Genomic DNA, 26,029 nt, shown 5'->3' with positions numbered 1-26,029 from the left:
GTCCCGACGCGCCATCGAACCGAGTTCGGAGCGTTCAGCGCACCGTCGACCACCCATCCTTGCCCACAAACTTATGCCCGCCGTGGGTCTGGAATCGGGTATGTTCCCACTCCAGGTGGCCTTCGGGTTCGACGCGCTCGCGCTCGCGGTCATCGCGCTCGTCGTGCTCGTCGTCGTCGTGCTGCTCGTGCGCGTCGCGGTCGCCATCGCCATCCGCGTCGGTATCGTCGCCGCGATCGTCCTCGGCATCCTGTACGCGCTGAACGTCCTGTTCGACTTCGACCCGCTGGGCCTCCCCGGAACCACTGTCGTCGACGTCGCATCGCTCCTGGCGTAGGGACTCACCGAAGACGTAGCGGAGCAATCCTCTCAGCGGACGGTCGACGCGGTCAGTCGACGAGCGAGAGGAAGTTCTCGACGACGTCGTGTCCCCGACCCGTGAGTACCGACTCCGGGTGGAACTGCACGCACGAGATGGGGTGTTCGCGGTGGCGGACGCCCATGACGAGCGCGTCGCCGTCGCCGCGCGCCGCGCCCGCGCGGACGCCGCCGTCGGTCGCGACGTCCACGCCGCTCGGCCCCTCGTCGCTGTGGTCGGTCGTCGCCGACACCTCGAAGCACTCGGGGATCTCGCTCGCGACGAGCGAGTGATAGCGGCCAGCGGAGAACCCCTGCTCGATGCCCGCGAAGACGCCGCGGCCGTCGTGCGCGATCGGCCACGCCTTCCCGTGGACTGGCTCGGGCGCACGACCGACCGTCCCGCCGTACTCGTAGACCGCGGCTTCGAGCCCGAGGCAGACGCCGAGCGTCGGCACGTCCGGGCTGACGTCGCGGAAGACGTCCATCGTCACGCCGACGTCGCGCTCGTTCTTCGGGTGCCCCGGCCCCGGCGAGACGACGATGGCGTCCGGGTCGAACGCGCGGACGTCGTCGACGGTCGCGGTGTTCCGGACGACCTCGACCGCGACGTCCGCGGCGGGGCGCGTCGCGAGCAGCGACGATTCGACGTACTCGACGAGGTTGTACGTGAACGAGTCGAAGTTGTCGACGAACAGGACCCTCATCGCGACACCTCCGGTGGCGGGACGTCGTCCTCGGGTTCGGTCGTGATGCGGTCGAGCGCGTCGAGGACGCCCTGCATCTTCTGTTCCGTCTCCTCGTACTCGCTCGCCGGGTCGCTGTCCGCGACGACGCCCGCACCGGCGCGTACGGTGACGCGGTCGAACTCGCCCTCGTCCTCGACGGTCGCGGTCCGGATGACGATGGCGACGTCCGCGTCGCCCGTCCACGAGTAGTACCCGACGCCGCCGCCGTAGACGCCCCGCGGGTCCTCCTCGAGCGCGTCCACGACCTCCATCGCGCGGATCTTCGGCGCGCCCGAGAGCGTCCCCGCGGGGAAGCTCGCACGGGTGGCGTCGAACGCGTCCGCATCTGGCGCGAGCTCGCCCGTGACGGTGGACTCGATGTGCTGGACGTGACTGTACTTGAGGACGTTCATGAACTCCTCGACGCGCACGCTCCCCGACTCGCTCACGCGCCGGACGTCGTTCCGCGCGAGGTCGACGAGCATCGTGTGCTCGGCGCGCTCCTTCGCGTCCGCGAGCAGTTCGCCGGCGAGGGCGCGGTCCTCGACGGGGCTGTCGCCGCGCTCGATGGTGCCCGCGATGGGGTTCGCGACGACCTCGTCGCCCCGGACCGAGACGAGCGTCTCCGGGCTCGCGCCGACGACGTCCAGGTCGTCGTGCCCGAGCAGGTACATGTACGGCGACGGGTTCACTTCGCGCAAGCTCTCGTAGAGCCCGAGCGCGTCCACGTCGCCGTCGAGTTCCCGCGTCCGCGAGAGCACGGCCTGGTAGACGTCGCCGTCGAGCACGTGCTCCTTCGCCTTCGCGACCGACTCCTCGTACGCCTCGCGGCTCCCGGCGCGTTCGCGCTCGCGAACGAACCCGCCCGTCTCCAGGGCGTCGGCGTTCGCGAGGCACTCGCTGACGCGCTCGGCCTCGCCCTCGAGGACGTCGTAGACGGCCCCGGGGTCCTCCTCGGGCGAGAGCACGGGCGTGAACACGAGTTCGAGCGACTCGGCGACGTCGTCGAACACGAGCGTCTTCGTCGACAGCACGAACTGCGCGTCCGGGAACCGCGATTCCGGACGGTCGACGCCGACCTCGTCGAGGAACGCGTCGTACACCGCGTCGTACCCGACGAACCCGACGAGTCCGCCCTGGAGATGCTGGCGGTCCCCGGTCGGGAAGCCCGCGGTCTCCGCGTCGGGCATCGCCGCCCGCAGTCGGTCGAAGACGTCCGCGGACGACTCGCCGGGACCGTCGTCGGTCGCGGCCGCGTCGGCGAGCGCGCCCTCGGGGTCGACGAGGTCCTCGTACCGGTCGCTCCCGAGGACGTCCACGTCCACGTCGCGCCCGTCGACGGTGACGACCGCCGCCGGGTCGTACCCGACGAACGAGTAGCGCGCGTGCCGGCTCGCGTCGTCGTCCTCGTCGGCGGCCGCACTCGGCCGGAACGCGCCCGCCGGGTCGCTCGACGCGACCTTCTCCGCGCTCTCCAGGAGGAACGCGTAGTCGTCGTCGCTCCCCGGCGGGTCCGCGGTCCGCCCCGTCAGCGCCGCGTACGCGCCAAGCGGCGTGACGTCGACGTCCAGTTCGACGCTCGCACGCACCACCGCGGGGCCGCCGTCGCGGAGCGCGTGCTCGGCGATCGTCCCGAAGGACTCGCGGTCCGGCGCCAGCGAGACGCCGTCCGTCGACTCGTCGCTCGCGTCGCTGTCACCCGCCGCGCGGTCGTCGGTCACGCCGCCACCTCGTCGTCGACGTCGCCGGCGGCGTCCTCGCGTGCTGCGCGCGTCGCCGCACCGACCGCGTCGACGAACTCGCGGACGCGGTCGTGGTCCTTCACGCCACCGCTGGCTTCGACGCCGCTGGCGACGTCCACCGCGAACGGGTCGACGACGTCGATGGCGCTCGCGACGTTCCCCGGCGTCAACCCGCCCGCGAGGACGACCGGCGCGTCGAGGTCGCGAACGGCGTCGCGCGTCCGCTCCCAGTCGTGGGTCTCGCCCGTGCCGCCGCCGCCGTCCGCGTCCGCGGAGTCCACGAGGAGTGCGTCCACGACGTCCGCGTACCGCCTCGCGGTCTCGACGTCGTCCGCGTCCACGGCCTTCAGGACGCGAGCGTCGACGCGCGACCGGAGGTACGCGACGTCGCCCGGCGACAGGTCGCCGTGGCACTGGACGACGTCCGGGTCGACGCGCGCGACGAGGTCGACCGCGCGCTGCGGTGCGGTCGGCATCGTCACCAGCACGGTCGTCGCGAACGGCGGGACGCGACCGACGAGTTCCGCGGCGCGCTCCGCGGCGAGTTCCCGGGGCGTGTCCACGGGGACGTCGACGACGAACCCGAGCGCGTCCGCGCCGGCGTCGACCGCCTGGTCGACGTCCGCCTCGCGCGTCAGTCCACAGACCTTCGTGCGCGTCATCGCTAGTCCGCGCCCGCTTCGGCCGTCGCGGCGGTCGATGCCTCGCCCTGGAGGTCCGCGAGCTTCGACGCGGCCGCGCCGGACTCGATGGCCTCGCGCGCCGCCGCGACGCCGTCCGTGAGCGACTCGGCCTCGCCGGCGACGTAGATGGCGGCGCCCGCGTTCGCGAGGATGATGTCTCGCTTCGCGCCCGTCACGTCACCTTCGAGGATGCCCGTCATGTCCGCGGCGTTCTCGGTGGGCGTGCCGCCGGCGACCGCCTCGACGGGGGCGCGTTCGAGGCCGAGGTCTTCGGGCGTGAGCGTGTACTCGGATATCTCGTCGCCGGTGACCTCGGCGACGACGGTCTCGTCGTGGATGGCTATCTCGTCCATGCCGCTGCCGTGGACGACGAGCGCGCGCTCGACGTCCATCCGCGCGAGCGCTCTCGCGAGGACGGGGACGAGGTCGGGGTCGTAGACGCCGACGACCTGCGCGTTCGCGCCCGCCGGGTTCGTGAGCGGCCCGAGGACGTTGAACACGGTGCGCATCCCGAGTTCCTTCCGCGGGCCGATGACGGCCTTCATCGCGGGGTGGAAGACGGTCGCGAGCATGAAGCCGACGCCGTCGGCCTCTATCTGGGATTCGACCGCCGGCGGTTCCGCGTCGACGTCGACGCCGGCCTCCTCGAGGACGTCGGCGCTGCCGGAGGAGGAGGAGACGGAGTAGTTGCCGTGTTTGGCGACGGGGACGCCGGCGCCGGCGGCGACCATCGCGCTCGTGGTGGAGACGTTGATGGTGTCGTAGTCGTCGCCGCCGGTCCCGCACGTGTCGACGAGCGGGGCGCGGTCGGGCTGGATGGTTCGGGCGGCGTCGCGCATCCCTTCGGCGAACCCGGCGATCTCGGCCTCGGTCTCGCCCTTCGCGCGGAGCCCCGAGAGCAGCGCGCCGATCTGTGCGTCGGTGGCGTCCTCGAACACCGCGGTGGCGGCGTCGCGGGCCTGGTCCTGTGTGAGGTCGGTGCCGTCGGTCACGCGCTCGATGTAGTCCTGCATAGTGAATCACTAATGAACGGCTTCGTCTTACGATGTACAAATCCGTACATTCACTTAAGCGTATCGACGGTGCGAGGCATCGTCGGATGCTAGCACGCCACGCGACTGGGTCGCGATTGGGCCGCGAGGGACCCGACCGCGCGGCGCCGAGGGTTGAAGGCGGATGGGGCGGCCAGCGTCGGCGTCATGCTCGAACGCACGCTGACTCGACGGAGCGTCCTCGAACACGCCGGTACCGCGGCCGCCGGCGCGACCGGTCTCGGCGTCCTCGACCGCACGCCCGGCGACGAACCAGGAGAATCAGGCCGGAACGCGCCGGGCGAGGACTGCGGTCGCGACCACGTCCACCCCGACATAGCGGTCGTCGGCGCCCGACGCGAGGACGGTGACCTCGTCGTGCGCGCGGGCGACGCACTCACCTTCGACGCCTCGGGCACCGAGTCGACGGCGCCGGTCGAATCCTACACGTGGACGGTTGCTGGTGAAGCCATCGACGGCGAGCGCGTGCATCACGCGTTCGAGCGCGCCGGCGGCGTCGAGCCCGTCGTGCTCGCGGTGACGGACGAAGCGGGCCGAGCCGCGTCCGCGAGCGTCGACCTCCACGTGCTCGGGCGCGACCGGGACAACGAGCCGCCGACGCCGGTGCACGACGTGTCGCCGGCGCGGACGTACGACGACGGGTACATCGTTCGCGTGGGTGAGCGGGTGACGTTCGACGCTCGGGACTCGTGGGACGAGGACGGGGACGTCGTGGGCTACGAGTGGCGGTTCCGCGGGGGGACGCGGTCTGGCGCGGTCACCGAGCACGTGTTCCGACGGCGCGGGAACTACCGGGTGACGCTGTCGGTGACCGACGATGCGGGCGCGACGGAATCCGTCGAGGTGCCGGTGCACGTGACCCGGTAGCGACGATTCACCACACGGCGACCGATTCGAAACCCTTTTTTAACGTCCCGGGCAACGAACGAGTGCAGGGAAGACCGACGCCACCTGGGTTGGTGGTCTAGTTGGTTATGACACCTCCTTGACATGGAGGAGGCCGGCGGTTCAAATCCGCCCCAACCCACTTCTCGCGCGAACAGATCGACGAGCGTAGCGAGTCGCGTTCGTGGGAGAACGTTGATGGCGTGATTTGAACCCTAGCAGTCGCGCGCAGCGAACGCAGGGAGAGCACGTCTGCTTCAGTTCAAATCCGCCCCAACCCGCTTGCGCCGCACACGTTTCTCAAGGAACTGACCCCGGATCTGTATCCGGGTTTTGTCCTTTCGGCACTTTCACTTGAACTGCGGGGCTGCTTTTCCTGTCGCACCACAGAACTGTATGGGGATTCACTCCTAAGGAGACATGCCACATCCTAGAATCTACCGATCCATTACACATCGAGCGCACGAAACATCGATGGGAGACTCTGTTACCAAGCTGTTTTCCTAGTTCGACGGAAGGTCGAGGAGGAACTCACGACTGACGTGGAACTACGGGAGAACCCTCTGGAACTCTACGCGGAACTCCGTGAGGTAGTGTGTGAAGCTGAGTGAACCAGCGCATCGAGCGGGGAGAGGGAACAACCAACTCGATGCAGTAATCCCCACCAGTTAGAACATCGCCGAGCGCCAGCAAGCGAATTTTAAGTAACCACCTCTGCGAAAATTCTGGCTGAGAGTCAGAGTTAACAGTGCTAATTTCTGTAACGGATTGCGCAACCCGGGTTAGAGAACTTCAACAGGATAAAACGCTCTCGGAGACTTCGAGTGTATCATCGGCGTGCTTTGGCTGTGTTGCATATCCTGTAGAACCTCTGTTCGTGTTTCTTGGTAGTTGCAGGTTGCAAGTTCGTCAAGAAGCACTAACGAACACAGGGTTAGAACAAGAGAACCAATCGCCTGTGTGCTTCCCTCCCCGTGGACGTTGTAATTGCGCTGTTCTTTGACTAGCCACAGCAAACTATCCTTATCGGATAAATCGGGGACTCCAGACATTTTACGCTCCAGTACTTGCCGGTCGTATCTATCGAGGTCGTCTATCGTTTGTAAAACTTCTTTCACGACTGGTGAGACATCAGAATCATCAATCAACTTCTCAAAACCGCTCCAGACATTAATACCAGTATCGGGGCTTAGGTCGCTACAGCGACGTTTTAGTAGTCCTTCTAATACGGAAAATCCAAAGGTTGCGGCCAAAGGCAGTCCAGAGCCTCTGGTGACTTCTTCCAAACTAGGGTTGAGTCTTGAGAGAGTCATATGAAGATCATGGTTCTCCCGGACAAGACGGGAATGTCGTTCTGATACGAGAGCAGAGTGGACAAGATAGTAGTAATCTCTAAGGATTTCCTGATACCTCTCAAAATCCTGATTTCGTTCGGTGTGACTCACCAGCGCCGCTGTCCAGCCCCAATAAGCACTAAAGTCAGTGGTTTTGGCGTTGGTGTGGGTTTTGAGAGCGGAATCAATCAAGCATTTTGAAAAGTAATGCAGTTCGTCCATGTAGAACTCGTGAAGTGGAAGATCTCCCGGTAAGAGATGGTACCCCTCTAATCCAAGAATATTCTCGGTCCCTTCGTCTTTGACTAGGTTGCCTTCGTCTATCGTTTTGATAAACTCGTCAACTTTTTCGTCCAATATTTGACGGCTGGAATCACGCATACCCCGTCAATGCCCTCTCCAGTTATAAATATCAGCCAACAATAAATCCCCCTCTGAGTCCCATTAACCTGTCGCAGTTTGGCTTGATTGTCGATCTTCTCTTGCCTGAGCCGCTGAAATTCACGGTCATCGGGAGTTGGGAAACGGAGAGTATGGAGGCCCGTCATAGCCTCCTTCACGCCTCTCGCGGGGGTTCAAGATGCACCGCCGAGGAATCATCACGGAATCTTTGAACAATGTGACGACCCTGCTGTTGACGCATTCAGGTGATGTAATCTCCTTTGTAGAACCCCGCGGGGAGCCATCATTCTTTTATAAACAATACCAGATTTGATTAGAGCTATCCCGTTGCAGTACTGCGTTCTCGCAACATAACTTAGTGGTTGGTGGTGGGTGCTGGGGGGTGCTGGCGGTTGGGGTGGCGGGTCGGGGCGTGGTACTGGTGGTGAAAGGTCGAGAGCACCTGGCGTTACACTCCGAAACGCGCTGTTACAGTTCGTTACACTTAACGGGATGGTTGGGTTATCGCTGCGTATGTCGGAGCCAGTGCGCATCCGCGACGAGGATCACGAGGCGATCACGGCGGCTCAGGAAGTGCTCGGCCTCCCGTACCCGGAGGTCGTGCACCTGGCGTTGACGACGGACGTCCTCAGCGGGAGTCCGGCGCAGAACGCGCGGCGAGCCGTCCAGTACTACCACACGTACGTCCTCGAAGCGTACGACGACGTCCACGACGTCCCCGTCGAGGATCTCGAGTTCGACAGTGCCGACCAGGCGAAGGCCGGGCTGAGTATCGGTGCGGAGAAGCACGAGCGACGACTCGCCCAGCAGGAGTGAGCGGAGCGGTCGGTGGCGGGTACCGTCGGCGCTGATCGCTTGCGGGGTCGAGCATCCGGGCGAGGGAAACACATTTGAGCCCGAACCTCGATGTGGTATGTGATATCATGGCTAATGGTGCGTTCGTCGCGAGCACGCTCGTGATGGTGGCGTTGCTCGCGGCGGTGTTCGTGCTCGTGACACGAGCGCAGGCGGTTCGGGCGTACAGTCACACGCTCGGCGTGAAGGCCCGCGGTATCGCGGTCGGCGCGGGGTCGCAGCGCGGCGTGCGCGTGGACCCGAAGATGACGCTCGCAGCGCTCGTCATCATCGGGTTCGTCGCGGCGGCGGCCGTCCTCGGCCCGGACCCGATGGTGTTCGTCGGCGCGGTCGCCGTGCTCGTGCTCGCGTACCTCGCGTGGGGCGTGTACTACCTCGGGCGCTCGCACGGCCTCGGGAACGCGCACGCCGTCGGGTTGAGCGCGTGGTTCATGTCGATGGTCGCGGTGCTCGCCATCGCCCTGAAGCTCCTCGTCGGCTGACTCGGGATGACGGACACCGAGGCATCGCGCTCGATAGCGGCGGTCCGGCGACGAGCGACGCGGCCCGCAGCCCTCGCACTCGCCGCGGTCGTCCTCGCCGAGCTCGCGCTGCTCGCTGGCTACCTCGGCCTGACGGGCGCGAGCGCGACGAGCGTCCGGTACCTCCTCTACCCGTTCGTGTGGATAAATCTCGGCCTGTGGGCGGTGTTCGCGGTGGACGTCCCGCGAACGGGGAGCGCGGTCGCGCGCCGAGCGGCGCTTTCGGTCGCGGGCGCGTACCTCGCGACGCTCGCGTTCGCCGGCGGCCTCGTCGACGTCGCCGTCCTCGGGAGCGGGCACTCGCACGGCGCGGGCGTCGACCTCGCGGTGTTCACCGCGCTCCCGCCGGGCTGGGGGCCGACGGTCGTCCTCGACGCACCGTCGCTGACGCTGACGCTCGTCCCGTACAAGGTCGTCGGGTACGTCGCGCTCGCGTACCTCACGTACGCCGCGGTCGTCGACACCGCCGCCTCGGCCGCGAGCGGCGCCCTCGGCCTGCTGTCGTGCGCGAGCTGCTCGTGGCCGGTGTTCGCGTCGCTGCTCGCCGCCGCACTCGGCGGGGAGGCGGTCGCGAACGCGCTGTACGCGTACTCGATGGACCTGTCCACGGTCGCGTTCGTCGCGGCCGTCGTCCTCCTCGCGTGGCGACCGGGGACGGGGGGAGCGTGATCCGGCAGTTCCTCCTCGCGGCCGCCGCCGCGGCGGTCGGCGTCCTCCTGGATTCAACGCTCATGGCGGCCGCCACCTCGATCGGCGCGTTCGCGCCGCTCCACGTCGGCGCCCTCTCGGACGCCGTGAACGTCGGGACGGTCCCGTCGTGGTTGACCGTCGCGACCGGCGGCGTCCTCGTCGGCGGGTCGTTCCTCGGCACGAGCCTCCTCACGGACCACGAGGGCATCCGCGCCATCAACGCGTGGAGCGCTCTCGTCCCGACGACCGCGACGCTCCGCCGCGCACTCGTCCTCGCGACGCGCGCCGCGGGCGTCCTCGGACTCGCCCTCGTCCTGCGCGCGGCCGCGGTCGGGTCGACGGACCCGACGGCGAACTTCGCCATCGTCGTCGTCTGGATCGGGTGGTGGGCGGGGTTCGCGATCTCGACGTACCTCGTCGGGAACGCCTGGCCGCTCGTGAACCCGTGGCGGACCATCGCCACCTTGCTCCCCGGCGCTGGCGGTCGCGACCTCCCGGCTGACCACGGCGCGTGGCCGGCGGTCGTCGGATTGCTCGCGCTCGTGTACGTCGAGGTCGTCAGTCCGCTCGCCGCGGACCCGCGAGCGCTCGGCGTCGTCGTCGCGGCGTACTCGCTGCTCGCGCTCGCCGGCGCGTACCGGTACGGGCCCGATGCGTGGTTCGAGCGCGTCGACCCGGTGTCGCGCGTCTTCGCCGTCTACGGGCGGCTCGCGCCACTCCAGCGCGACGCCGACGGCGTTCGTCTCCGACTCCCCGGGAGCGGGCTCGTCGCCGGCGCCCGCGAACGGCTGCACGGCGAAGCGGGAACGCCAGCCCTCCTCGGCGGGGAGGCAGGGACGACCGCGCTGCTCGGGAGGGAGTCGGGAGCGACCACGTTCGTGATAGCGCTCCTGTGGTCGACGACGTTCGACGGGCTCGTGACGACACCAGCGTGGAACGACCTGGCGCCCGTGGTCGTCGAGGCCGGCGTCCCCGCGCTCGCCGTCTACCTCGTCGCGCTGCTCGCCGGGTTTGCGCTGTTCCGCTGGCTGTATCGAGTCGCCGCGACGCGGTCGCGCGCCATCGTCGACAGCCGGCTGTCGCCGGCGGCCATCGAGGCGTGGTTCGCGCCGGCGCTCGTCCCCATCGCCGCCGGCTATCACGTCGCGCACTTCCTCGGGTACTTCCTCTCGCTGTCGCCCGCGCTCGAATCGGTTCTCAAGCACCCGCTCGGTGGCGGGGGCGTCCCGCAGGTCGCGGTCGTCCCTGGGTGGTTCGGGACGGTCGAACTCGGGTTCGTCGTCGTCGGCCACCTGCTCGCGGTCTGGGTCGCCCACGCGCTCGCCCTCGAGGTGTTCCCCGGGTTGCTGCGACCGATCCGCAGCCAGTACCCCTTCGTCGTCGTGATGGTCGCGTACACGATGACGAGCGCGTGGGTCATCGGCCAACCGTTCGTCAATCCAGTATACCTATGAGCGAGAACGAACCGGTCACGACCGAGTCCGAACGCGGCGGGAGCGACGCCCAAGTGCCCGCCAGCGACGCCGAAACCCTTGGCGAGGACCGAGGCACTGTCGCGGCTGGTCGCGGCGTCGACCGCGCGGGCCTCGAGACGCTCGTGCGCGACGGCGAGTCGGTCGCGGGCGCGTGCCCGTACTGCGACCGGCCGTTCGCGACGCGGGCGGCGTACGACCTCCACGTCGGCGAGGTCCACGAGGACGCGTGCTCGGCGAGCGAGCGCGAGGCGTACGCGGACGCGCTCGCCGCGGAGGAGGACGAGTTGTTCTACTTCCACCTGCGCGTGGTCGCGGGACTGGCGGCGCTCTACACGGTACTCGTGCTCGTGTACATGGTCGCGCTCGGGAGCGGGTTCCTGTAGGGCTCGTCCGTCACGGCGCCACGGGCGCGGTCAGTGCTCGTGCGCTGGCGGGTCGTTCTGGCTGATGAGGAACGTTATCGCGCCGACGGAGACGAGCGCGAGGCCGCCGCCGACGGGGAGGAGGACGTCGACCCCGTTGAAGTACTCGGCTGCGAGGAGCGCGACCATCCCGAGTGCGACGCCGACGACCGCGCCGAGGTACGCGAAGCCTTCGAATCCCATCTGTGGCGGGTCCTTCGCACGCGGACCGCCTAAATCTATGGGGCGTGTTTGCACGACGCACGGCGAGTGGGGGGTCGGGGCGAGGAGTGCGGGAGCGTTACTCGAAGCGCTCCTGGGGGACGTCCGTCGACCCGACGCTCGCCGCGAGGAACATGAACCCGAACATCACGACGGCCGTGACCGCGAACGCGGCGACGACGAGGGGGTCCGCGAGCGTCGTCAGCCCGACCTTCGCGGTCGCGAACGCGATACCAGTGGCGGGTGCGAGCGAGAACAGCGCCGCCCACGCGAGTCGTTCGCGTCGCGACGTCACCGACGGTCACCCCCGGTCGGGCCCTCCGGCGGAATCCGGGTCGCGCAGGCTCCACAGAACGCGTACGCCGAGCGCACCACCGACCCGCACTCGGGGCACGCGACCGCGCCGTCGCCGCCCGGGCCCGCGGCGACCGCGCCCGAGCCGTCGCCGCGCGCGTCCACGTTCGACGCCGGCCGTGCGTCGACGGTCCCGTACGTCACGTAGCCCTTCGACGCGTCCGGGCGCTCCGCGTCTTCGTCGAGCTCGACGTGCCGCGACAGGTACGCGACCAGCGGCACCTGCGCGAGCACCACGACCGCGACCGCACCGACGACGAACGGGTTCGGCGCGGTCATGGGGTGATGGAGTACGTCGCCGCGACGGTCAACGCCAGTACCGCCAGCAGGCCGATGCCCATGAGGTACGTCAACGACCGGGGCTCCCAGCGCAGATGCTGGTAGTACGCCGCGACGATGACGGCCTTCACGAACGACAGCGCCAGGATGAGCGCGAGCGCCGTCTGGTACGCCATGCCCGCCTGCTCGACGAGCACCTGCACCGTCGCCGAGACGAACAGTACCACGTATATCGCCGTGTAGAGTCTGAGTCTGGTCATTGTCTTAGAGGATGTAGAACAGCGGGAACAGGAACAGCCACACGATGTCGACGAAGTGCCAGTAGAGCCCGAAGTGCTCCACGGGCGAGGCGTCGTCGAGGTACGCGCCGTTCCACGCCCTGAGTATCATGTACAGCGTGATGACGAGGCCGACGATGACGTGCGCCGCGTGCAGGCCCGTCGTCACGAAGAACGTGGACTCGCGGATACCGGAGTCGATCCAGATGCCCTTGTCGTTGAAGAGGTGCTCCCACTCGATGGCCTTGTTCCCGAGGAACCCGACGCCGAGGACGACCGTCGCGACGAGGCTCGCGACCACGCCGTTCCGGGACTTGCGTTCGGCGGCTTCGAGCGCGAGGATGACCGTGAAGCTACTCGTCAACAGCAGGTACGTGTTGATGAGCCCCGGGATGACGTTGTCCGGGATGGGCTCCCACGCGATCCAGCCCGAGGAGAACCTGAGGAACACGTACGCGCCGATGAACGCCCCGAAGAGCACGACGTCGCTCACGAGGAAGATCCACATCCCCGTCTTCATGTTCGAGACCTTGTCGAACGGCCAGCTCTCGCCGTAGGGGCCGCTCGGGCCGACGAAGTGCTCGCGAGTCATCCCGACGAGCGCGCCGAAGGTCACGACGGCGCCGAGACCCGTCGACGCCTGATGGAGCGCCCCCATCGTGCCGTCGGGCCAGGTCGCGTTCGTGAACCCGGAGAGCCCGAGGAGCAGGAACAGCGACCCGACGCCGACGAGGAACGGCCAGATGCTCGCGTGACTCGCGTGGTGGTCCTCGCCGGCCTGGACCTCCTCGGCGGTGTGCGCGCTCGCCGCGAGCGCCGCCGAGTCTTCGAGCGTCGCGGGCGCGCCACCGTCGGTCGCGGCGCCAGTGCCGCCGTCGGCGGCCGCGGGCGCGTCGTCGTCGACGGTGTCGAGTGCGCTCGAGGACCCGCCGAGGAACTCGAGTTTCCCGCTCGCGTACGACGGCAGCCCGGGGAAGTTCTCCAGTGGCGGCGGCGACGACACCGCCCATTCGGCGGTCGTGACGTAGTTCCAGGGGTCCTCGTCGGCGACCTCGCCGCGGTACGCGCTCGTGACGAGGTTGTAGATCATCACGAGGAAGGAGGCGCCGAGGACGACGGCGCCGACGGTCGCCAGCTGGTGCCAGACGGTCATCCCGGGGTCGTAGTCGAAGACGCGCCGCGGGGTCTCCCACGCGACGAACATCGGGAAGTACAGCAGGTTGAACCCGACGAAGTACAGGACGAAGTGGACCTTCCCGAGGAACTCGTCGTACATCCGCCCGACCATCTTCGGGTACCAGTAGTAGAGCCCGCCGACGAGCGCGGTGACGCCGCCGACCATGACGTAGTGGAAGTGCGCGACCACCCAGTACGTCCCGCGGAACTCGTAGTCGAGGACGACCGCGCCGAGGAAGACGCCGGTGATGCCGCCGAGGATGAACAGGAGGAGGCCGCCGAAACTGAAGAGGAACGGCGTCTTGAATCGTATCTTCCCCTTCACCATCGTGTAGATGAGCGAGAACACCATCAGGTCGAAGGGGAGTGATATCCCGATGGTGGTCGCCATGAACAGCGTCTTGATCTCGAGATTGATGCTGGTGAGGAACATGTGGTGCATCCAGACGATGAAGCTCTGGAGCGCGACGAGGACCATCGCGGCGATGAACCACTTCCGGCCGACGATGCGTCGCCCCGTGAACGTCTGGAAGACCTCCGCCATCACGCCGAGGGCGGGGAAGAAGACGATGTAGACCTCGGGGTGCCCGAAGAACCAGAACAGGTGCGTCCACAGGAGCGCGCCGTTCGCGCCGTTCATCGCGAAGTACGTCGTTCCGAGGAGGCGGTCGGCGGAGAGCAGGAGGAGTGCGGCGAGGAGTGCGGCGAACGCGAACAGCATCATCCAGACGGTCAGCAGGATGGTCCACGAGAACAACGGGAGCCGTCGGAGCGTGAGGCCTTCGGCGCGCATCCGATGCATCGTGGTGAGGAAGTTCACCGAGGACACCGTGACGCTCGCGACGAACAGCATGAGTGCGAGGACGGCGGCGCTCCCGCCGACGCTCGGCGTGAACGCGGGCAGGTTCAGCGGCGCGTACATCGTCCAGCCGCCCGCGAACGTCCCGCCCTGGAAGAACGAGACGAACAGGAGGACCCCCGAGGAGAGGTACAGCCAGTAACTGAGCGCGTTCAGTCGCGGGAACGCGAGGTCCTTCGCGCCCATCTGGAGCGGGACGACGTAGTTCGCGAACCCGAACGCGAACGGTGACAGGAACCAGAACACCATCACGAGCCCGTGCACGCTGACGGCCTGGTTGTACGCCATCGCGGACAGCGGGCCGGCACCTGGGGCTCGAGGCACCCAGAGCTGGGCGCGCATGAGGAGCGCGAGGACGCCGCCGAGCATGAGGAACGAGAGGCTCGTCGCGATGTAGAGCAGCCCGACGTCCTTGTGGTTGGTCGTGACGAACCAGCGCTTCAACGAACTCGTCGGCGGCATCGCGTGCTCGTCGTGGGCGTGCCCGTCGGCGGCTTCGAGCGCGCCACCGTCGGCGCGTGCGCGCTCAGCGTCGTTGTCGTCGATGGCTTCGTCGGTCGGTTCGTCGCCGTGTTCGGTCGGTTCGTCGCCGTGTTCGGTCGGTTCGTCGCCGTGTTCGGTCGGTTCGTCGCCGTGTTCGGTCGGGTCGTCGGTCATGTCAGATCACCTCTGGGTGGTGTCGGGTGGCGATGGGGGCGTGTCGCGCAGGCGCGGCCGTCGGTGCCGGCGAGGCGGGAAGCGCCTGCGTCGACGGCGCGGTCGCGGTGTCGTTCCCAGTCGCGTTCCCGTCCATCGACGCCGCGGTGTCGTTCGCGCTCTCGTTCCCCATGTCCTGGTACCACGACTGGAACTCGGACTGGGAGACCACCTGGACGGTCGCGGTCATGTGCGAGTGCCCGGCGCCGCAGAGCTCGTAGCAGTTCGCCTGGTACGTCCCGGTCTCCTCGGCGAGGAACCACGTGTTCGTCTCCTGGCCGGGGATGGCGTCCGATTTGGCGCGTAGCTCGGGGATACCGAAGTTGTGGAAGACGTCCTCGGACGTCACCACCAACCGGACGCGGCGGTCCTCGGGCACGACGAGCTGGTCGTTCACGGACTGGCCGTTCGGGTACACGAACTCCCAGTAGAACGCGTGGCCGACGACGCGGACCTCGAGCGGTTCCTCCTCGTCCTGGACGGGCTCGGGGTTCTCGACGTAGAGGAGCGTGAGGTACGTCCAGGAGATGAGGGAGACGACGACGATCGCGGACAGCGAGAACGAGAGGAAGAGCTTTCGGCCGCCACCGCCGCCACTTGGGAGTTCGCCGAGTTGCGGGCGGTCGGCGTCGTCGCCGTGGTCGGCGCTGGCGCGGTACTTCCAGGCCTTCCAGAGCATGTACGTGATGACGATCACGCCAACGGCCGTTCCGAGAACGAGGAAGACCTCGTAGATTCGCCTGAAGACGACCGCCCGTGACCCCTCCGGTACGAGCTGCGCGGGGACGACCAGTCCCGCGAGCAGGTTGGCGAATGTTAGCATGGTTCGTGTTCTCATGGCCCTTCACCGTGAGAGCACTTAGAAATTCGGTACGGCACGGTGGTTGGCGCAGGCGTGCTGGCAGTCGCCGCGAACGCCGAACGCGCGGTTTCTGACCCGGCAAACGCCACCGTGGGTTTTCGGCGCGTGCGTCGGGAGACGAACGCATGCCAGAGCGCAGCGACCCAGCGAACCGCATCGACGACGAAGCACGACCGCGCGTCGCCGACGACCGCGAGGACGACGCGCCTGACGTCCCCGAACTCACGCGGTTCGAGCAGGCGTTCCTCGACCACCCGGTCGCTCGCGACGTCGCGCTGTTCGCGTTCCTCGCCGGGTTCTACGGCGGCGGGATGTCGCTCGTCCTCCCGTCCTCGCTCCCGGTCACGTGGCCGGTCGGGATGGGCGTCGCGTTCGCCGTCGGGTGGCTCGCGCTCATGGAGGTGTACGCGCGACGGACGGGGTCGTCGATGGTTCGGTCGCTCGGGGCCGACCCGCACGCCCCGCTGCTCGACGACCGAGAGTGAGAGCGAGTCGTCGCGTCACAGTCTGGAGAGCGCTATCGCTCCAGCCGACCCGATGAGCGTGCTGACGACGGCGACGAGAAGGAGCGCGCCCGCGGCGTCGGCCGTGACGAACCCGACGAGGTGGCCGACGACCGCCACGGCCGCCACCGTCGACGCGCTCGCGCTGGCGCGTCGCTGGACGCGCCACCCGTACGGACGCCCCGACCCACCCATACATATTCTGTTATATCCTGTCGTGTAAAAAATATCGGGGTCGGCATATCAGGGTCGGCGCTGGCCGTGGTCCGTCTGCAATCGAAAGACAAGGTCGAGCGTGCTCGGAGAGTCACCGCACGTCCAGGAGGACTCGGAGAGTCAGTGCGACGCGTCGTCGAGGACGTCGACGCCGTCGGCCGTCACCGAGACCTCGAGGAGTGACTTGACGTCCACGTCGACGAGGTCGTCGCGGGACTCGACGCGTCGAAGGACGCACGCGACGTCCACGAGGTTCGCGCCGACGTCGTCGATCGCCTCGACGATCGCCGCGATGCTCTGGCCAGTGTTCACGAGGTCGTCGACCACCACGACGTCGTCGCCCGCAGTCACGTCGTTCAGGTAGTACTCGCCGTCCGGATGCTCGAACGGAACCTCGTCGTCGAACCCGTACTCGCGGCTCCGGATGACGACGAGCGGGACGTCCGTCGTCAACGAGAGCGCGGTCGCGACGTGCACGCCCATCGTCACGGGCGTGACGATGACGTCCGCGTCCTCGAAGTCGACGAGCCGGAGCAAGCCGTTGACGACCTCCCGCATCAGTTTCGGGTCGAGCGTCGGGATGCCGTTACTGACCGGATGCACGAGGTACCGGTAGCCGTCGCGTTCGACGACGGGCGCGTCGTGGATGGACTCACGGAGTCGGTTCATGCGACCAGAACGCGCGAGAACGGGCTAAAACGCGTCGATTTCGACGGCGTACTCAGGCTCGCCGACGTCCGGACGGCGACCATGACGTCTTCGCTGACACCGCGTCTAACAATGCGTTTCGGTCGGTCTCGTTGAATCGTCCTTGGCGGTATCGTGAACTATCCCACCCTACTCGCTCACCGTTTGCGTGGTTCGCTCCTCGAGGATAGGACTTCCTGTTTCAACGACACACTTTGCATCCACGACGGCAGACGACCCACCAGTCGCGGACGTAGGGAGTGCAGTCTTCGCAGGCGTGACTTCGGCGTGTCCCACGCCTAACGCTGAAAGACCGCGCTGTAGCACGTTGTACGCGGCGTTCTCATCACGGTCAGTCTCGAACCCGCACGTCGGGCACGAATGCTCGCGCACCCACAACTCCTTTTCAGCCTTGATACCGCATTCGGCACACTCCTGTGTCGTGCCTTCGGGTTCGACTTTCACAAAGTGCGTGCCCTCGCGCTCGCACTTGTATTCGAGGAACTCGATGAACGTCCGCCATGACGCCGATGCTCGATTCCGACTGTTCGATGGCAGTTGTATCATTCCGTGAACATCGAGGTCTTCGACCGCTATGAGGTCGTACTCCCGAGCATAATACATCGATAATTTGTGCAGGAAGTCGCGACGCTTCCGAACGATCCGAGCGTGGATACGGGCAACACGACGGCGTTGCTCGTGCCAGTTCTGCGAGCCCTCTTCTTTGCGACTCAATGCTCGTTGCTCGCGTTCGAGCCGCTCGTACTCAGCGTCGAAGTCGAGACTACCGACCATCGTGCTGTCGGTGTCGTGAACGTACTTGGTGATGCCCACGTCGATGCCGACCATATCATCGCGGTTAACCTCATCCAGAACCGGTTTTTCGGGCGCGTCGTCCTCGGTTTCGATGCCGAAGATCGCGTACCACTCGCCCGTTGTCTCTTGCTTGACTGTGACCTGTTTCACATGGACATCGTCGGGAACGTCGCGGTGGAGGTGTATCGGCATCTCACCAATCTTGGATAGGGAAAGGACGGTCTGGTCACTCGTGTTCTTGAGTTCGAAACCAGACTGGTTGTAGGTGAGACTCCGATACTCTCGTGGTGGCTTCCACTTGAGCATCCCGACCCTGCGCCCGTCGTCTTTCTGGTCTTTGAGGCGGTTGAGGTTGTCGCTGACGCGGCGGGCGACCATCTGCAACACCTTCGAGTACACGTCGTTCAACTCAGCCCACCAGTCTTTCATGTCGGGCAGCATATTCTGTATCGCGGTGTAAGACAGGTACTCGTCGGTGTTGCGGATCTCGTACAGGAAGTGATTGTAGAGTTGCCTACAGGTATCGAGGTGCCGTTCTAGCTCGGTTTCGACGGCTTCGGTAGGATCAATGCGATACCTGTAGTTGTAGTTCATCTTGTTAACCGTCCATTATTTCTTCGGGGTCATTTCGTCACCAGCTGGTTCGAACGTGCTCACACACGATGTTATATTTCGCGTTTCGGTTGAACATGAGACTGGGTTGCGACTGTATTTCTGCCCCTTAGCGCTACTCGTTCCCGAAGCTCACTGCGAAGCTCAACGAGGGTAAGGATTTAGCTGGAAAGGTTAAATAGTGATGCCAGCGAAATCCAAGGTGGAATGAATATTTCTGATATCGCGACCGAGGATTACGTCGAAGTCGACGTCGGCACGCGCCTGGGGAAGGTCCGTTCTCGCTTCACCAAGGACAACCTCAAGGGCATCATCGTGACCCGCGACGGCTCCTACGAAGGCGTGCTCAGCGAACGCGAGCTCCTCCAGAGTCACGTCGAGGACGACGCGAAGGTCGCCGCGCTCGTCAAGCCCTCGCGGAACGCGCCCGCGCCGAAGGTCCGCCGACACGAGGACGTCCGTGAGACCGCGCGCGTCCTCGTCGAAGGCGGCGTGAAGGTCGCACCCGTCTTCGAAGGCGAGAACCTCTGGGGGATCGTCACCGTCGACGCGATCCTCGAAGCGGTCCTGCACAACCTCGACGCGCTCTCCGTCGGCGACATCTACACCGACGACGCCGTCGTCATCGAGGAATCCGGGACGCTCGGCCAGGCGATCAACCGCTTGCGCGAGAACGGTATCTCGCGACTCCCCGTCGTGAACGACGACGGCCAGCTCTCGGGTATCGTCACGACCCACGACCTGACCGACGTCGTCGTACGCGGCGACAAGCAGATGACGACCGGGAACCGCGCTGGCGAGTCCGACCGCGTCCTCGACCTCCCGGTGTACGACATCATGTCCAGTCCCGTGCAGACGACGACGACCGCGGAGAGCGTCGAGGACGCCGTCGCGACGATGCTCGAGGACGACCTCGGCGGGCTCGTCGTCACCCCGGACGACGACGACACGGTCGTGAAGGGCGTCATCACGAAGACGGACGTCCTCCGCGCACTCACGTTCACGGAGGAGGACCACCTGGACGTGCAGGTGTCGAACATCTCGCTGCTCGATACGCTCACCCGGGACGACATCCGCGACGCCATCACGCAGGTCGTCGACAAGTACCAGGACATGGACGTCCTGCACGTCCACGTCCGCTTCCAGGAGCACAAGGAGAAGCTCCGCGGGACGCCGCTGATCTACTCGCAGATCCGCATCCGGACGGACAACGGCGGCGTCGCCGGCTCCGGCGAGGGGTACGGCGCCGAGAACGCGTTCCGCGTCGCGCTCGACAAACTCGAGCGGAACGTCCTCGAGATGAAGGAGTACCGCGCGGACGAGGAGTACGAAGGCCAGCTCAAGCGCAAGCTCAACGAGCTCTGAGCGGGTCGTCGTTCCAGGAAGATCGCTTTTTTCGAAGACGCCGATAGCTGCCGTCGAGTCGGTTCCGGGGTCGGGCCGTCGGAAGGTCGGTCGCGTCCCGTCGCTTCAGAACGTGAGGTGTTCGAGGAGCGCTTCGGCTTCCGTGAGCGTCATCGGTTCGTCGTAGATGCGAGCGCCCGGTTCCATGAGGTGGCCGTTCGTGAGCCGACCCATGTCGACGGGTGCGAACCCGGCGTCCTCGATGAGGTCGGCGACGGTTGCCTTCGCGAGCGCGTCGTCGCCAGCGAGGAACACGACGAGTCGGTCCGAGAGGTCCTCGTCCGGTCGCGATTCCTCGCGGAGCGTGTCGTGGTGCATCGTGTTGAACGCCTTCATGACGCGCGATTCCTCGAGGTGGTCGGCGATGAGTTCGGTGTGCGTGCGGCCGTCGAAGTCGATATCGCCGTCGCGGTCGGGGTAGTAGTTCGACGCGCTGATGACGGTCTTCCCGGCGAGTTCCTCGGCGGGGAGCGTCTCGTACTCGCCGAAGGGAATGGCTTCGAGGACGACGCGACCGAACGCCGCGGCGTCCTCGACGGTCGCCGCGTGGACGTTCGAGCCGAGGTCTGTTGCGGCGTCCTCGAGGGACTCCGGGCCGCGCGAGTTACTGATCGCGACGTCGTGTCCGGCGTTCGCGAAGTGCCCTGCGACGGTTCGACCGACCTTCCCCGCGCCGATGATTCCGATCTGCATACCTACCACTACGAGGAGGGGGACGTTAAGCGCACGTTCTCGTCGAGCAGTCATCGGCAAACCCACGTACTCGTCGTGTACGGCTATTTCGAGGGTTCACTCGCCGAATCGACGGTTCCGGTCCTGGTACTCGCGGATGGCTCGCAGGTAGTCGCGTTCGCGGAAGTCCCGCCAGTTCACGTCCGTGAAGTAGAGTTCGCTGTAGACGCTCTGCCAGATCATGAAGTCGCTGAGGCGTTCCGCGCCGGTCTTGATGACGAGATCCGGGTCGTTCGGGAACACGAGCCGGTCCTCGATGGCGGTCTCGTCGACGTCGTCGGGGTCGAGGTCGCCGTCGTCGACGGCGGTGGCGAGGTCGCGGATGGCGGCGGTGAACTCGCTGCGGCCGCCGAGCCCGATGCCGACCGTGATGGGGGCGTCCGCACGTTCGACGTCGTCGGGCTGCCGGACGGCGACCTCGCGCGGGGCGTCCAGGTCCTCGAGTTCGCGGGCGAGCGTCGGTGCGGCGGCACGGTCGAGGACGCTCACGTACACCGTGACGTCCGTCGCGCCGTACTCGAACGCCCACGCGAAGAAGTCCCTGAGGGTGTCGTACGCGCCCTGTTCGAGGAGGTCGCGTTCGGTGATGACGAGCGCGACGTGCTCGGGGACGGCAGCGTCCGTGGTGCGGACGCGGAGCGCGAGGTAGCGGTCGTAGAGGCCCACGACTCGAGGATAGCTCGTCGGTGCCGGTAAAACGCTCGGGTTCACGGTCGACGCGAGTGGGTCGACCGACGACCCACGACGCGGTCGTCCTGAGGAAGGGGGAAGAAGGGACAACCCGGTCACGCGCCCGTCGCGACGCGCGCCGTGCGTGCTCGACCGCACCCGGTAGGGGGAGCGGGCCGCGGTCGGGTGTGTCGACAGGCGAGTTCGGTCGCGTCGCGAGCGCACGCGGACTCGCGGCGCTTCGACGTCGAGGTCGGCCCGGTCCGCGGGCCGACCGAATCGTCGTCGCCAGTAGCGCCGTCGTTACTGGTACTCCGTGATGGTCAGCGTGTAACTCCCGCTGCCACTGTAGGAGTCGACGTCCACCTGCATGTCCGTGGAGTCGTCGGGGCTGTCGATGGTGATGGACTCCTGGCTGTCCGTGGACCGCGACGCGTAGTCGTAGTCCGACGGCGACGCCGCGGCCGTCGTGCCGGTGTTGACGTAGAGGTCGAAGTCGGCGTCGCTCGGGCCGTCGAGTTCGACGACGACCTGGCTCGGCGAGGAGTAGTTCCAGCCGTAGCTGTAGTCGTCGTAGTCCCAGTACCCGTCGAGGGTGCCCGAGACCGAGCTGGACGTGGAGTCACCGCCGTCACCGCCGTCGCCGCCGTCGCCGCCGTCGCCGCCGTCGCCGCTCGGGTCGGTGGTGACCGCGGCGTACGCGTCCACCTGCCCGCTGCCTTGCTCCTGGCTGGAGAGGCCGATGTCCTCGGCGGTGTTCTTGAGGTGGTTGCGGAGTTCGTTGTTCGTGAGGTCCCACTTGGCGAGCGTGAGACCGGCGACACCGGACGTGACCGGGGTCGCCATCGAGGTGCCCGAGAGCTGCTCGTAGCTCCCGCGGGTCTCGGTCGACGTCGACAGGACGTCGACGCCGGGGGCGGCGAGTTCGACGCTGTCGCCGTACTGGCTGAAGCTCGCGAGCTGCTCGTTGTCGTCGACCGCGGACACGGCGACGCACTCGCTGTACGCCGCGGGGTAGGAGACGCCCTGCGTGCCGTTGTTCCCGGCAGCGGCGAAGATGAGCGAGCCGTTGTTCGTCGCGTAGGAGACGGCGTTCTTCATCGTGTCCGTGTACCCGCCGCCGCCGAGGCTCATGTTGATGACTTCCGCGCCCTGGTCGGCGGCCCACTTGACCGCGTCGGCGATGTCAGAGAGGCTCCCGCCGCCGGATTCGTCGAGCGCGCGGCCGCTGATGAGCGTGGAGTTGCTCTGGCCGGCGACGCCCGTGCCGTTGTCGATGACGGCGCTCGCACAGCCGGAAACGTGCGTGCCGTGGTACTCGTCCTGCGGCGCGTCCGGGTAGGGGTCGGCGTCGTTGTCGACGAAGTCCTCGCCCTTGTCCGCGCCGAAGTTCCCGGCGAGGTCGGGGTGGTCGTACTGGACGCCCGTGTCGATGACCGCGATCGTCACGCCCGAGTCACCGAAGGTCGTGTCCCACGCCTGGTCGGACTGGACCTGCTGGGGGGCGTACTGGTCGCCGAACTGGGGGTCGTTCGGTGTGGCGAGTGCGTGGAACGTCGCGTTGTCCTCGGCGTACTTGACGTGGTCCCGCTTCGTGATCGCGTCCTTGAAGTTCTCGCGTGCGGTGTCGCTGCCCTTGAATTTCACCGCGACGTACCGGAGGTCGTCGTTCTGGTGGACGACCTCGGCGTTGCCGGGGACGTGCTGTTCGACGGTCTGTCGGAGGTCGGCGCCGGCGGAGACGCCGACGAGGACCTCGTCCTCTTTCGGTCCGGGGTCGCGTCCGGGTGTGGCTGCCGCCGCGCCCGAGAAGGCGGCCGCCGCGCCCGCTGCACCGGTTGCTTTCAGGAAGGTTCTACGCCCGTGGTCTTGAATGCCATCGTCTACCATGCTGCACGCCCACGGTCTGCGAGGTTATATTAAAGAATTGCGGACATCGAGGAAAGAATGTAAAATTGCTAATGGCAATTTCCAATGGTTATATAAGGGTTTTGGCAGGGTCGAACATGATATAAATTACACTGACCAGAATAGATAGTGATTTTAGAAAATAAAGCCTGGAAACTGGGCGAGTCGAACGCGCGCGACACCACGAGCCCCACGCGTTCACAAACCACACCCACCAGACCACCCCACCGAACGCATCACTCACCACTACCGGACAATGGCACGTCCACGAACGACTCGAACCACAGAAAGAACGGAACGGCGCGCACAGCGATTCGAACCGCAACAGATGGGGATGGGAGCGGACGACAGCGCGTCGCGGGTTACTTCCCGAGCTCGTCCACCGAGATGGTGAACGAACCGCGACCGCGGTAGGAGTCGACGAGGATGCCGAACTCCTGGTCCGGGTCGACGTCGTCGACCACGATCTGCTCGTCCGGACCGTACGTGATCGAGCGCGCGTCGTAATCGTACGTCGACGGCGTCCGGCCGTCGAACGTCACGTACAGGTCGAAGTCGACGCGGCTGCCCGCGTCGAGGTTGAACGTCGCCTGGCACGGGTCGTCGAGGTCCGGCACGAACGTGAAGTTCTCGTCGTCGTACCAGCCACGCAGGTACCCCTGCGCGCTCGAGTTCGCGGACGTGTCGCCACACGACCCACCGGACTGCTCCTCGACCGTGACCTGCAGGGACTTCGTCGAGCTCGCACCGTCGTCGTCCGTGACCGTGAGCGACACCGTGTACTCGCCAGCCGCGTCGTACGCGTGCATGACCGTCGCCGTGCTGCCGGTCGTGCCGTCACCGAAGTCCCACGCGTAGGACTCGATGGAGCCGTCCGAGTCACTGGAGCCGGTGCCGTCGAACTCGACCTCGGCGCCGACCGGGATGGTCGTCGCGCCAGCGTCGATGGAGACCGTCGGCGCCTGATTGTCCTCGTCCTCGGGCTCCTCGACGGTCACCGAGACCGCGTTCGTCGAAGATGCACCGTCGTCGTCCGTGACGGTGAGCTGGACGTCGTACGTGCCCGCGTTCTCGAACGTGAACGTCGCGCTCGGTCCGGTCGCGGTCGCGCCGTTGTCGAAGTCCCAGTCGTAGCTCTCGATGGAGCCGTCGGGGTCACTGGAGCCAGTGCCGTCGAACTCGACGGCCTGTCCGGCGTCGACCGTCGTCGAGGACGCGTTGATGGACACCGTCGGCGGCTGGTTGTCCGGGACGGTCCCGGCTTCGACGATGTTCTTCGCGTCCACGCGACCCGACCCCTGCTTCTCCTCGCTCAGGCCGATGTCCGCCGCGGTGTTCTTCAGGCGTGCGCGGAGCTCGTTCGGACCGAGGTCGGGGTCGGCCGCGAGGCCGAGCGCGGCGACGCCGGAGGCGTTCGGGCACGCCATCGACGTCCCGCTGATCTTGTTGTACTCGCCGTAGCTCGTCGACTCCGTCCACGTGGAGAGGACGTCGACGCCCGGGGAGGCGACGTCGCACTTGTCGCCGTACTGGCTGAAGCTCGCGAGCTCCTCGTTCTCGTTGACCGCGGACACGGCGACGCACTCGCTGTACCCCGCGGGGTAGGAGACGGACGACGAGCCGTTGTTCCCCGCGGCACAGATGGGGAGGGCGCCGTTGGAGACGGCGTAGGAGACGGCGTTCTTCATCGTGTCCGTGTAGCCGCCGCCGCCGAGGCTCATGTTGATGATGTCCGCGCCCTGGTCGGCCGACCAGCGAACTGCCTCCGCGATGTCCGCGAGCGACCCGCTGCCCTCCTCGGAGAGGGCGCGCGCGGAGAGGAGCGTGGAGTTCGAGATGCCCGCGATGCCCGTGCCGTTGTCCGTCACCGCGGCCGCGCTCCCGGCGACGTGCGTGCCGTGGTACTCGTCGGCCATCGAGTCCGGGTACGGGTCGTCGTCGTCGTCGACGAAGTCCTTGCCCTTCACCGAGCCGAACGCACCCTCGAGGTCGGGGTGGTCGTACTTCACGCCCTGGTCGACGATGGAGATGACGACGTCCGAGCTGCCCTGCGTCGTGTCGTAGGCCTGCGGGGCGCGAACCTGCTGGGGCGAGTACTGCTGGTCGTAGAGTTCGTCGTTCGGTGCCTCGAACGCGTGCATCTGGACGTCGTACTCCGCGTACCGGAACTCGGGCTTGTTCTCGAACGCCTCGAGGACGCGGTCGGCGGCCTCCTCGGGGACGTCGACGGAGACGAACCCGAGCGCGTCGGACGTGCGGTAGATTTCGGCGTCCGCGGGCGTCTCGGACTGGACCTGTGCCTGCGCGGTCGACATCGACGTCGTCATCCCGATGCCGAGGTTGATGCGCTTTCGCGTGGTGCCGGTGTCGGCGGAGACGGTCGTGGTGACCGTCATCGCTGCGCCGGCGGCGCCGGCTGCTTTCAGGAACGTTCGCCTGCTACTGTCCGGAATGGAGTCATCCACCATGTTACAACACGACGAACAGCACGCCCAGTATTAAATTTTAGGATATTTACTGCGAAATGTACGTGTTTGTAGCTAGAAATTATGCGTTTCAGGCCCGTAACACGCACTCTGTCGGCACCCCGGCAGTAGATAAAAATATGGATGCAGACGCCTCCCTCTTCAT

Annotated in this window: 27 protein-coding genes and 1 tRNA gene; 10 read left to right on the top strand and 18 right to left on the bottom strand. The window is 66.5% G+C overall.

The features are described 5' to 3' along the window. Positions 1-100 precede the first annotated feature (100 nt). Positions 101-337: a hypothetical protein gene (locus tag VYJ16_RS20675; RefSeq protein WP_336352211.1), complete on the top strand. Its 237-nt coding sequence runs from the start codon at positions 101-103 to the stop codon at positions 335-337. 52 nt (positions 338-389) lie between these two features. Here VYJ16_RS20675 and VYJ16_RS20670 read toward each other — a convergent pair whose 3' ends face one another. From VYJ16_RS20670 to trpD, 4 genes are read right to left on the bottom strand one after another with little or no spacing between them, the layout of a single operon-like run. Next, positions 390-1,064: an aminodeoxychorismate/anthranilate synthase component II gene (locus VYJ16_RS20670; RefSeq protein WP_336352210.1), complete on the bottom strand. Its 675-nt coding sequence runs from the start codon at positions 1,062-1,064 to the stop codon at positions 390-392. Further along, complete coding sequence (gene trpE, locus VYJ16_RS20665) at positions 1,061-2,806, bottom strand: anthranilate synthase component I (RefSeq protein ID WP_379762901.1); 1,746 nt, start codon at positions 2,804-2,806, stop codon at positions 1,061-1,063. The genes VYJ16_RS20670 and trpE overlap by 4 nt, the downstream gene beginning before the upstream one ends. Further along, positions 2,803-3,489 carry a phosphoribosylanthranilate isomerase gene (locus VYJ16_RS20660; RefSeq protein WP_336352209.1) on the bottom strand — a complete coding sequence of 229 codons (687 nt, stop codon included), beginning with the start codon at positions 3,487-3,489 and terminating at the stop codon, positions 2,803-2,805. Before VYJ16_RS20660 ends, trpE begins: the two co-directional genes overlap by 4 nt. 2 nt (positions 3,490-3,491) lie before the next feature. Then, entirely contained in the window at positions 3,492-4,523 is a 1,032-nt protein-coding gene (trpD, locus tag VYJ16_RS20655) for an anthranilate phosphoribosyltransferase (RefSeq protein WP_336352208.1), read from the bottom strand. A 186-nt stretch (positions 4,524-4,709) separates the two neighbouring features. Between trpD and VYJ16_RS20650 the strand changes: the two genes are divergently transcribed. Beyond that, positions 4,710-5,429 (top strand): PKD domain-containing protein, encoded by a 720-nt coding sequence (locus VYJ16_RS20650; protein ID WP_336352207.1) that lies wholly within the window; start codon positions 4,710-4,712, stop codon positions 5,427-5,429. 86 nt (positions 5,430-5,515) lie between these two features. Further along, positions 5,516-5,589: transfer RNA gene (locus tag VYJ16_RS20645), tRNA-Val, on the top strand. A 640-nt stretch (positions 5,590-6,229) separates the two neighbouring features. On the opposite strand, the gene VYJ16_RS20640 is transcribed toward VYJ16_RS20645, so the two are convergent. Further along, positions 6,230-7,162 carry a hypothetical protein gene (locus VYJ16_RS20640; RefSeq protein ID WP_336352206.1) on the bottom strand — a complete coding sequence of 311 codons (933 nt, stop codon included), beginning with the start codon at positions 7,160-7,162 and terminating at the stop codon, positions 6,230-6,232. A 534-nt stretch (positions 7,163-7,696) separates the two neighbouring features. Here VYJ16_RS20640 and VYJ16_RS20635 point away from each other — a divergent pair. The 5 genes from VYJ16_RS20635 to VYJ16_RS20615 all read left to right on the top strand — a co-directional run bounded on the left by VYJ16_RS20635 (position 7,697) and on the right by VYJ16_RS20615 (position 11,107). After that, on the top strand, positions 7,697-7,999 hold the full coding sequence (locus VYJ16_RS20635) for a hypothetical protein (RefSeq protein ID WP_336352205.1): 303 nt from the start codon (positions 7,697-7,699) through the stop codon (positions 7,997-7,999). A gap of 107 nt (positions 8,000-8,106) precedes the next feature. Next, positions 8,107-8,520, top strand: a complete 414-nt coding sequence (locus VYJ16_RS20630) for a hypothetical protein (protein ID WP_336352204.1) — start codon at positions 8,107-8,109, stop codon at positions 8,518-8,520. A gap of 6 nt (positions 8,521-8,526) precedes the next feature. Beyond that, positions 8,527-9,228 (top strand): DUF7546 family protein, encoded by a 702-nt coding sequence (locus VYJ16_RS20625; RefSeq protein WP_336352203.1) that lies wholly within the window; start codon positions 8,527-8,529, stop codon positions 9,226-9,228. Then, the gene (locus VYJ16_RS20620) at positions 9,201-10,703 is read left to right on the top strand and encodes a hypothetical protein (protein ID WP_336352202.1); all 1,503 of its coding nucleotides are present in this window, start codon (positions 9,201-9,203) and stop codon (positions 10,701-10,703) included. The genes VYJ16_RS20625 and VYJ16_RS20620 overlap by 28 nt, the downstream gene beginning before the upstream one ends. Then, complete coding sequence (locus tag VYJ16_RS20615; RefSeq protein ID WP_336352201.1) at positions 10,700-11,107, top strand: DUF7410 domain-containing protein; 408 nt, start codon at positions 10,700-10,702, stop codon at positions 11,105-11,107. The genes VYJ16_RS20620 and VYJ16_RS20615 overlap by 4 nt, the downstream gene beginning before the upstream one ends. Positions 11,108-11,137: 30 nt before the next feature. On the opposite strand, the gene VYJ16_RS20610 is transcribed toward VYJ16_RS20615, so the two are convergent. From VYJ16_RS20610 to coxB, 6 genes are all read right to left on the bottom strand, one after another. Continuing rightward, complete coding sequence (locus tag VYJ16_RS20610; protein WP_336352200.1) at positions 11,138-11,329, bottom strand: hypothetical protein; 192 nt, start codon at positions 11,327-11,329, stop codon at positions 11,138-11,140. Between the two features lie 97 nt (positions 11,330-11,426). Continuing rightward, the gene (locus tag VYJ16_RS20605; RefSeq protein WP_336352199.1) at positions 11,427-11,642 is read right to left on the bottom strand and encodes a hypothetical protein; all 216 of its coding nucleotides are present in this window, start codon (positions 11,640-11,642) and stop codon (positions 11,427-11,429) included. Continuing rightward, positions 11,639-11,980: a hypothetical protein gene (locus VYJ16_RS20600; RefSeq protein ID WP_336352198.1), complete on the bottom strand. Its 342-nt coding sequence runs from the start codon at positions 11,978-11,980 to the stop codon at positions 11,639-11,641. Before VYJ16_RS20600 ends, VYJ16_RS20605 begins: the two co-directional genes overlap by 4 nt. Beyond that, on the bottom strand, positions 11,977-12,240 hold the full coding sequence (locus VYJ16_RS20595) for a cytochrome C oxidase subunit IV family protein (RefSeq protein WP_336352197.1): 264 nt from the start codon (positions 12,238-12,240) through the stop codon (positions 11,977-11,979). Before VYJ16_RS20595 ends, VYJ16_RS20600 begins: the two co-directional genes overlap by 4 nt. 4 nt (positions 12,241-12,244) lie before the next feature. Then, entirely contained in the window at positions 12,245-14,839 is a 2,595-nt protein-coding gene (locus VYJ16_RS20590; RefSeq protein ID WP_379762921.1) for a cbb3-type cytochrome c oxidase subunit I, read from the bottom strand. Positions 14,840-14,951: 112 nt separating this feature from the next. Then, positions 14,952-15,812, bottom strand: coding sequence for a cytochrome c oxidase subunit II (gene coxB, locus VYJ16_RS20585; protein WP_379762919.1), 861 nt, complete (start codon positions 15,810-15,812; stop codon positions 14,952-14,954). A 164-nt stretch (positions 15,813-15,976) separates the two neighbouring features. Here coxB and VYJ16_RS20580 point away from each other — a divergent pair, with 164 nt between their 5' ends. Next, positions 15,977-16,336 (top strand): hypothetical protein, encoded by a 360-nt coding sequence (locus VYJ16_RS20580; protein ID WP_336352195.1) that lies wholly within the window; start codon positions 15,977-15,979, stop codon positions 16,334-16,336. Between the two features lie 15 nt (positions 16,337-16,351). On the opposite strand, the gene VYJ16_RS20575 is transcribed toward VYJ16_RS20580, so the two are convergent. The 3 genes from VYJ16_RS20575 to VYJ16_RS20565 all read right to left on the bottom strand — a co-directional run bounded on the left by VYJ16_RS20575 (position 16,352) and on the right by VYJ16_RS20565 (position 18,667). Further along, positions 16,352-16,549: a hypothetical protein gene (locus VYJ16_RS20575; protein ID WP_336352194.1), complete on the bottom strand. Its 198-nt coding sequence runs from the start codon at positions 16,547-16,549 to the stop codon at positions 16,352-16,354. 141 nt (positions 16,550-16,690) lie between these two features. Next, positions 16,691-17,239, bottom strand: coding sequence for an adenine phosphoribosyltransferase (locus VYJ16_RS20570; protein WP_336352193.1), 549 nt, complete (start codon positions 17,237-17,239; stop codon positions 16,691-16,693). 168 nt (positions 17,240-17,407) lie between these two features. After that, positions 17,408-18,667 (bottom strand): RNA-guided endonuclease InsQ/TnpB family protein, encoded by a 1,260-nt coding sequence (locus tag VYJ16_RS20565; RefSeq protein WP_336352192.1) that lies wholly within the window; start codon positions 18,665-18,667, stop codon positions 17,408-17,410. Between the two features lie 225 nt (positions 18,668-18,892). Between VYJ16_RS20565 and VYJ16_RS20560 the strand changes: the two genes are divergently transcribed. Continuing rightward, positions 18,893-20,050 (top strand): CBS domain-containing protein, encoded by a 1,158-nt coding sequence (locus tag VYJ16_RS20560; RefSeq protein WP_336352191.1) that lies wholly within the window; start codon positions 18,893-18,895, stop codon positions 20,048-20,050. Positions 20,051-20,155: 105 nt separating this feature from the next. On the opposite strand, the gene VYJ16_RS20555 is transcribed toward VYJ16_RS20560, so the two are convergent. The 4 genes from VYJ16_RS20555 to VYJ16_RS20540 all read right to left on the bottom strand — a co-directional run bounded on the left by VYJ16_RS20555 (position 20,156) and on the right by VYJ16_RS20540 (position 25,866). Beyond that, the gene (locus VYJ16_RS20555) at positions 20,156-20,782 is read right to left on the bottom strand and encodes an NADPH-dependent F420 reductase (protein WP_336352190.1); all 627 of its coding nucleotides are present in this window, start codon (positions 20,780-20,782) and stop codon (positions 20,156-20,158) included. 96 nt (positions 20,783-20,878) lie between these two features. Continuing rightward, a complete protein-coding gene (locus tag VYJ16_RS20550) occupies positions 20,879-21,487 on the bottom strand; it encodes an undecaprenyl diphosphate synthase family protein (protein WP_336352189.1) in 609 nt (202 codons plus the stop codon). Between the two features lie 306 nt (positions 21,488-21,793). Further along, a complete protein-coding gene (locus VYJ16_RS20545) occupies positions 21,794-23,380 on the bottom strand; it encodes a S8 family serine peptidase (protein WP_336352188.1) in 1,587 nt (528 codons plus the stop codon). Between the two features lie 380 nt (positions 23,381-23,760). Next, entirely contained in the window at positions 23,761-25,866 is a 2,106-nt protein-coding gene (locus VYJ16_RS20540; RefSeq protein WP_336352187.1) for a S8 family serine peptidase, read from the bottom strand. Positions 25,867-26,029 lie beyond the last annotated feature (163 nt).

The organism is Halorubellus litoreus, from assembly GCF_037081675.1.
Taxonomy (GTDB): domain Archaea; phylum Halobacteriota; class Halobacteria; order Halobacteriales; family Natrialbaceae; genus Halorubellus; species Halorubellus litoreus.
Note: the sequence above shows the minus strand (reverse complement) of the source record. Positions and strands in the feature narration are given on the sequence as shown.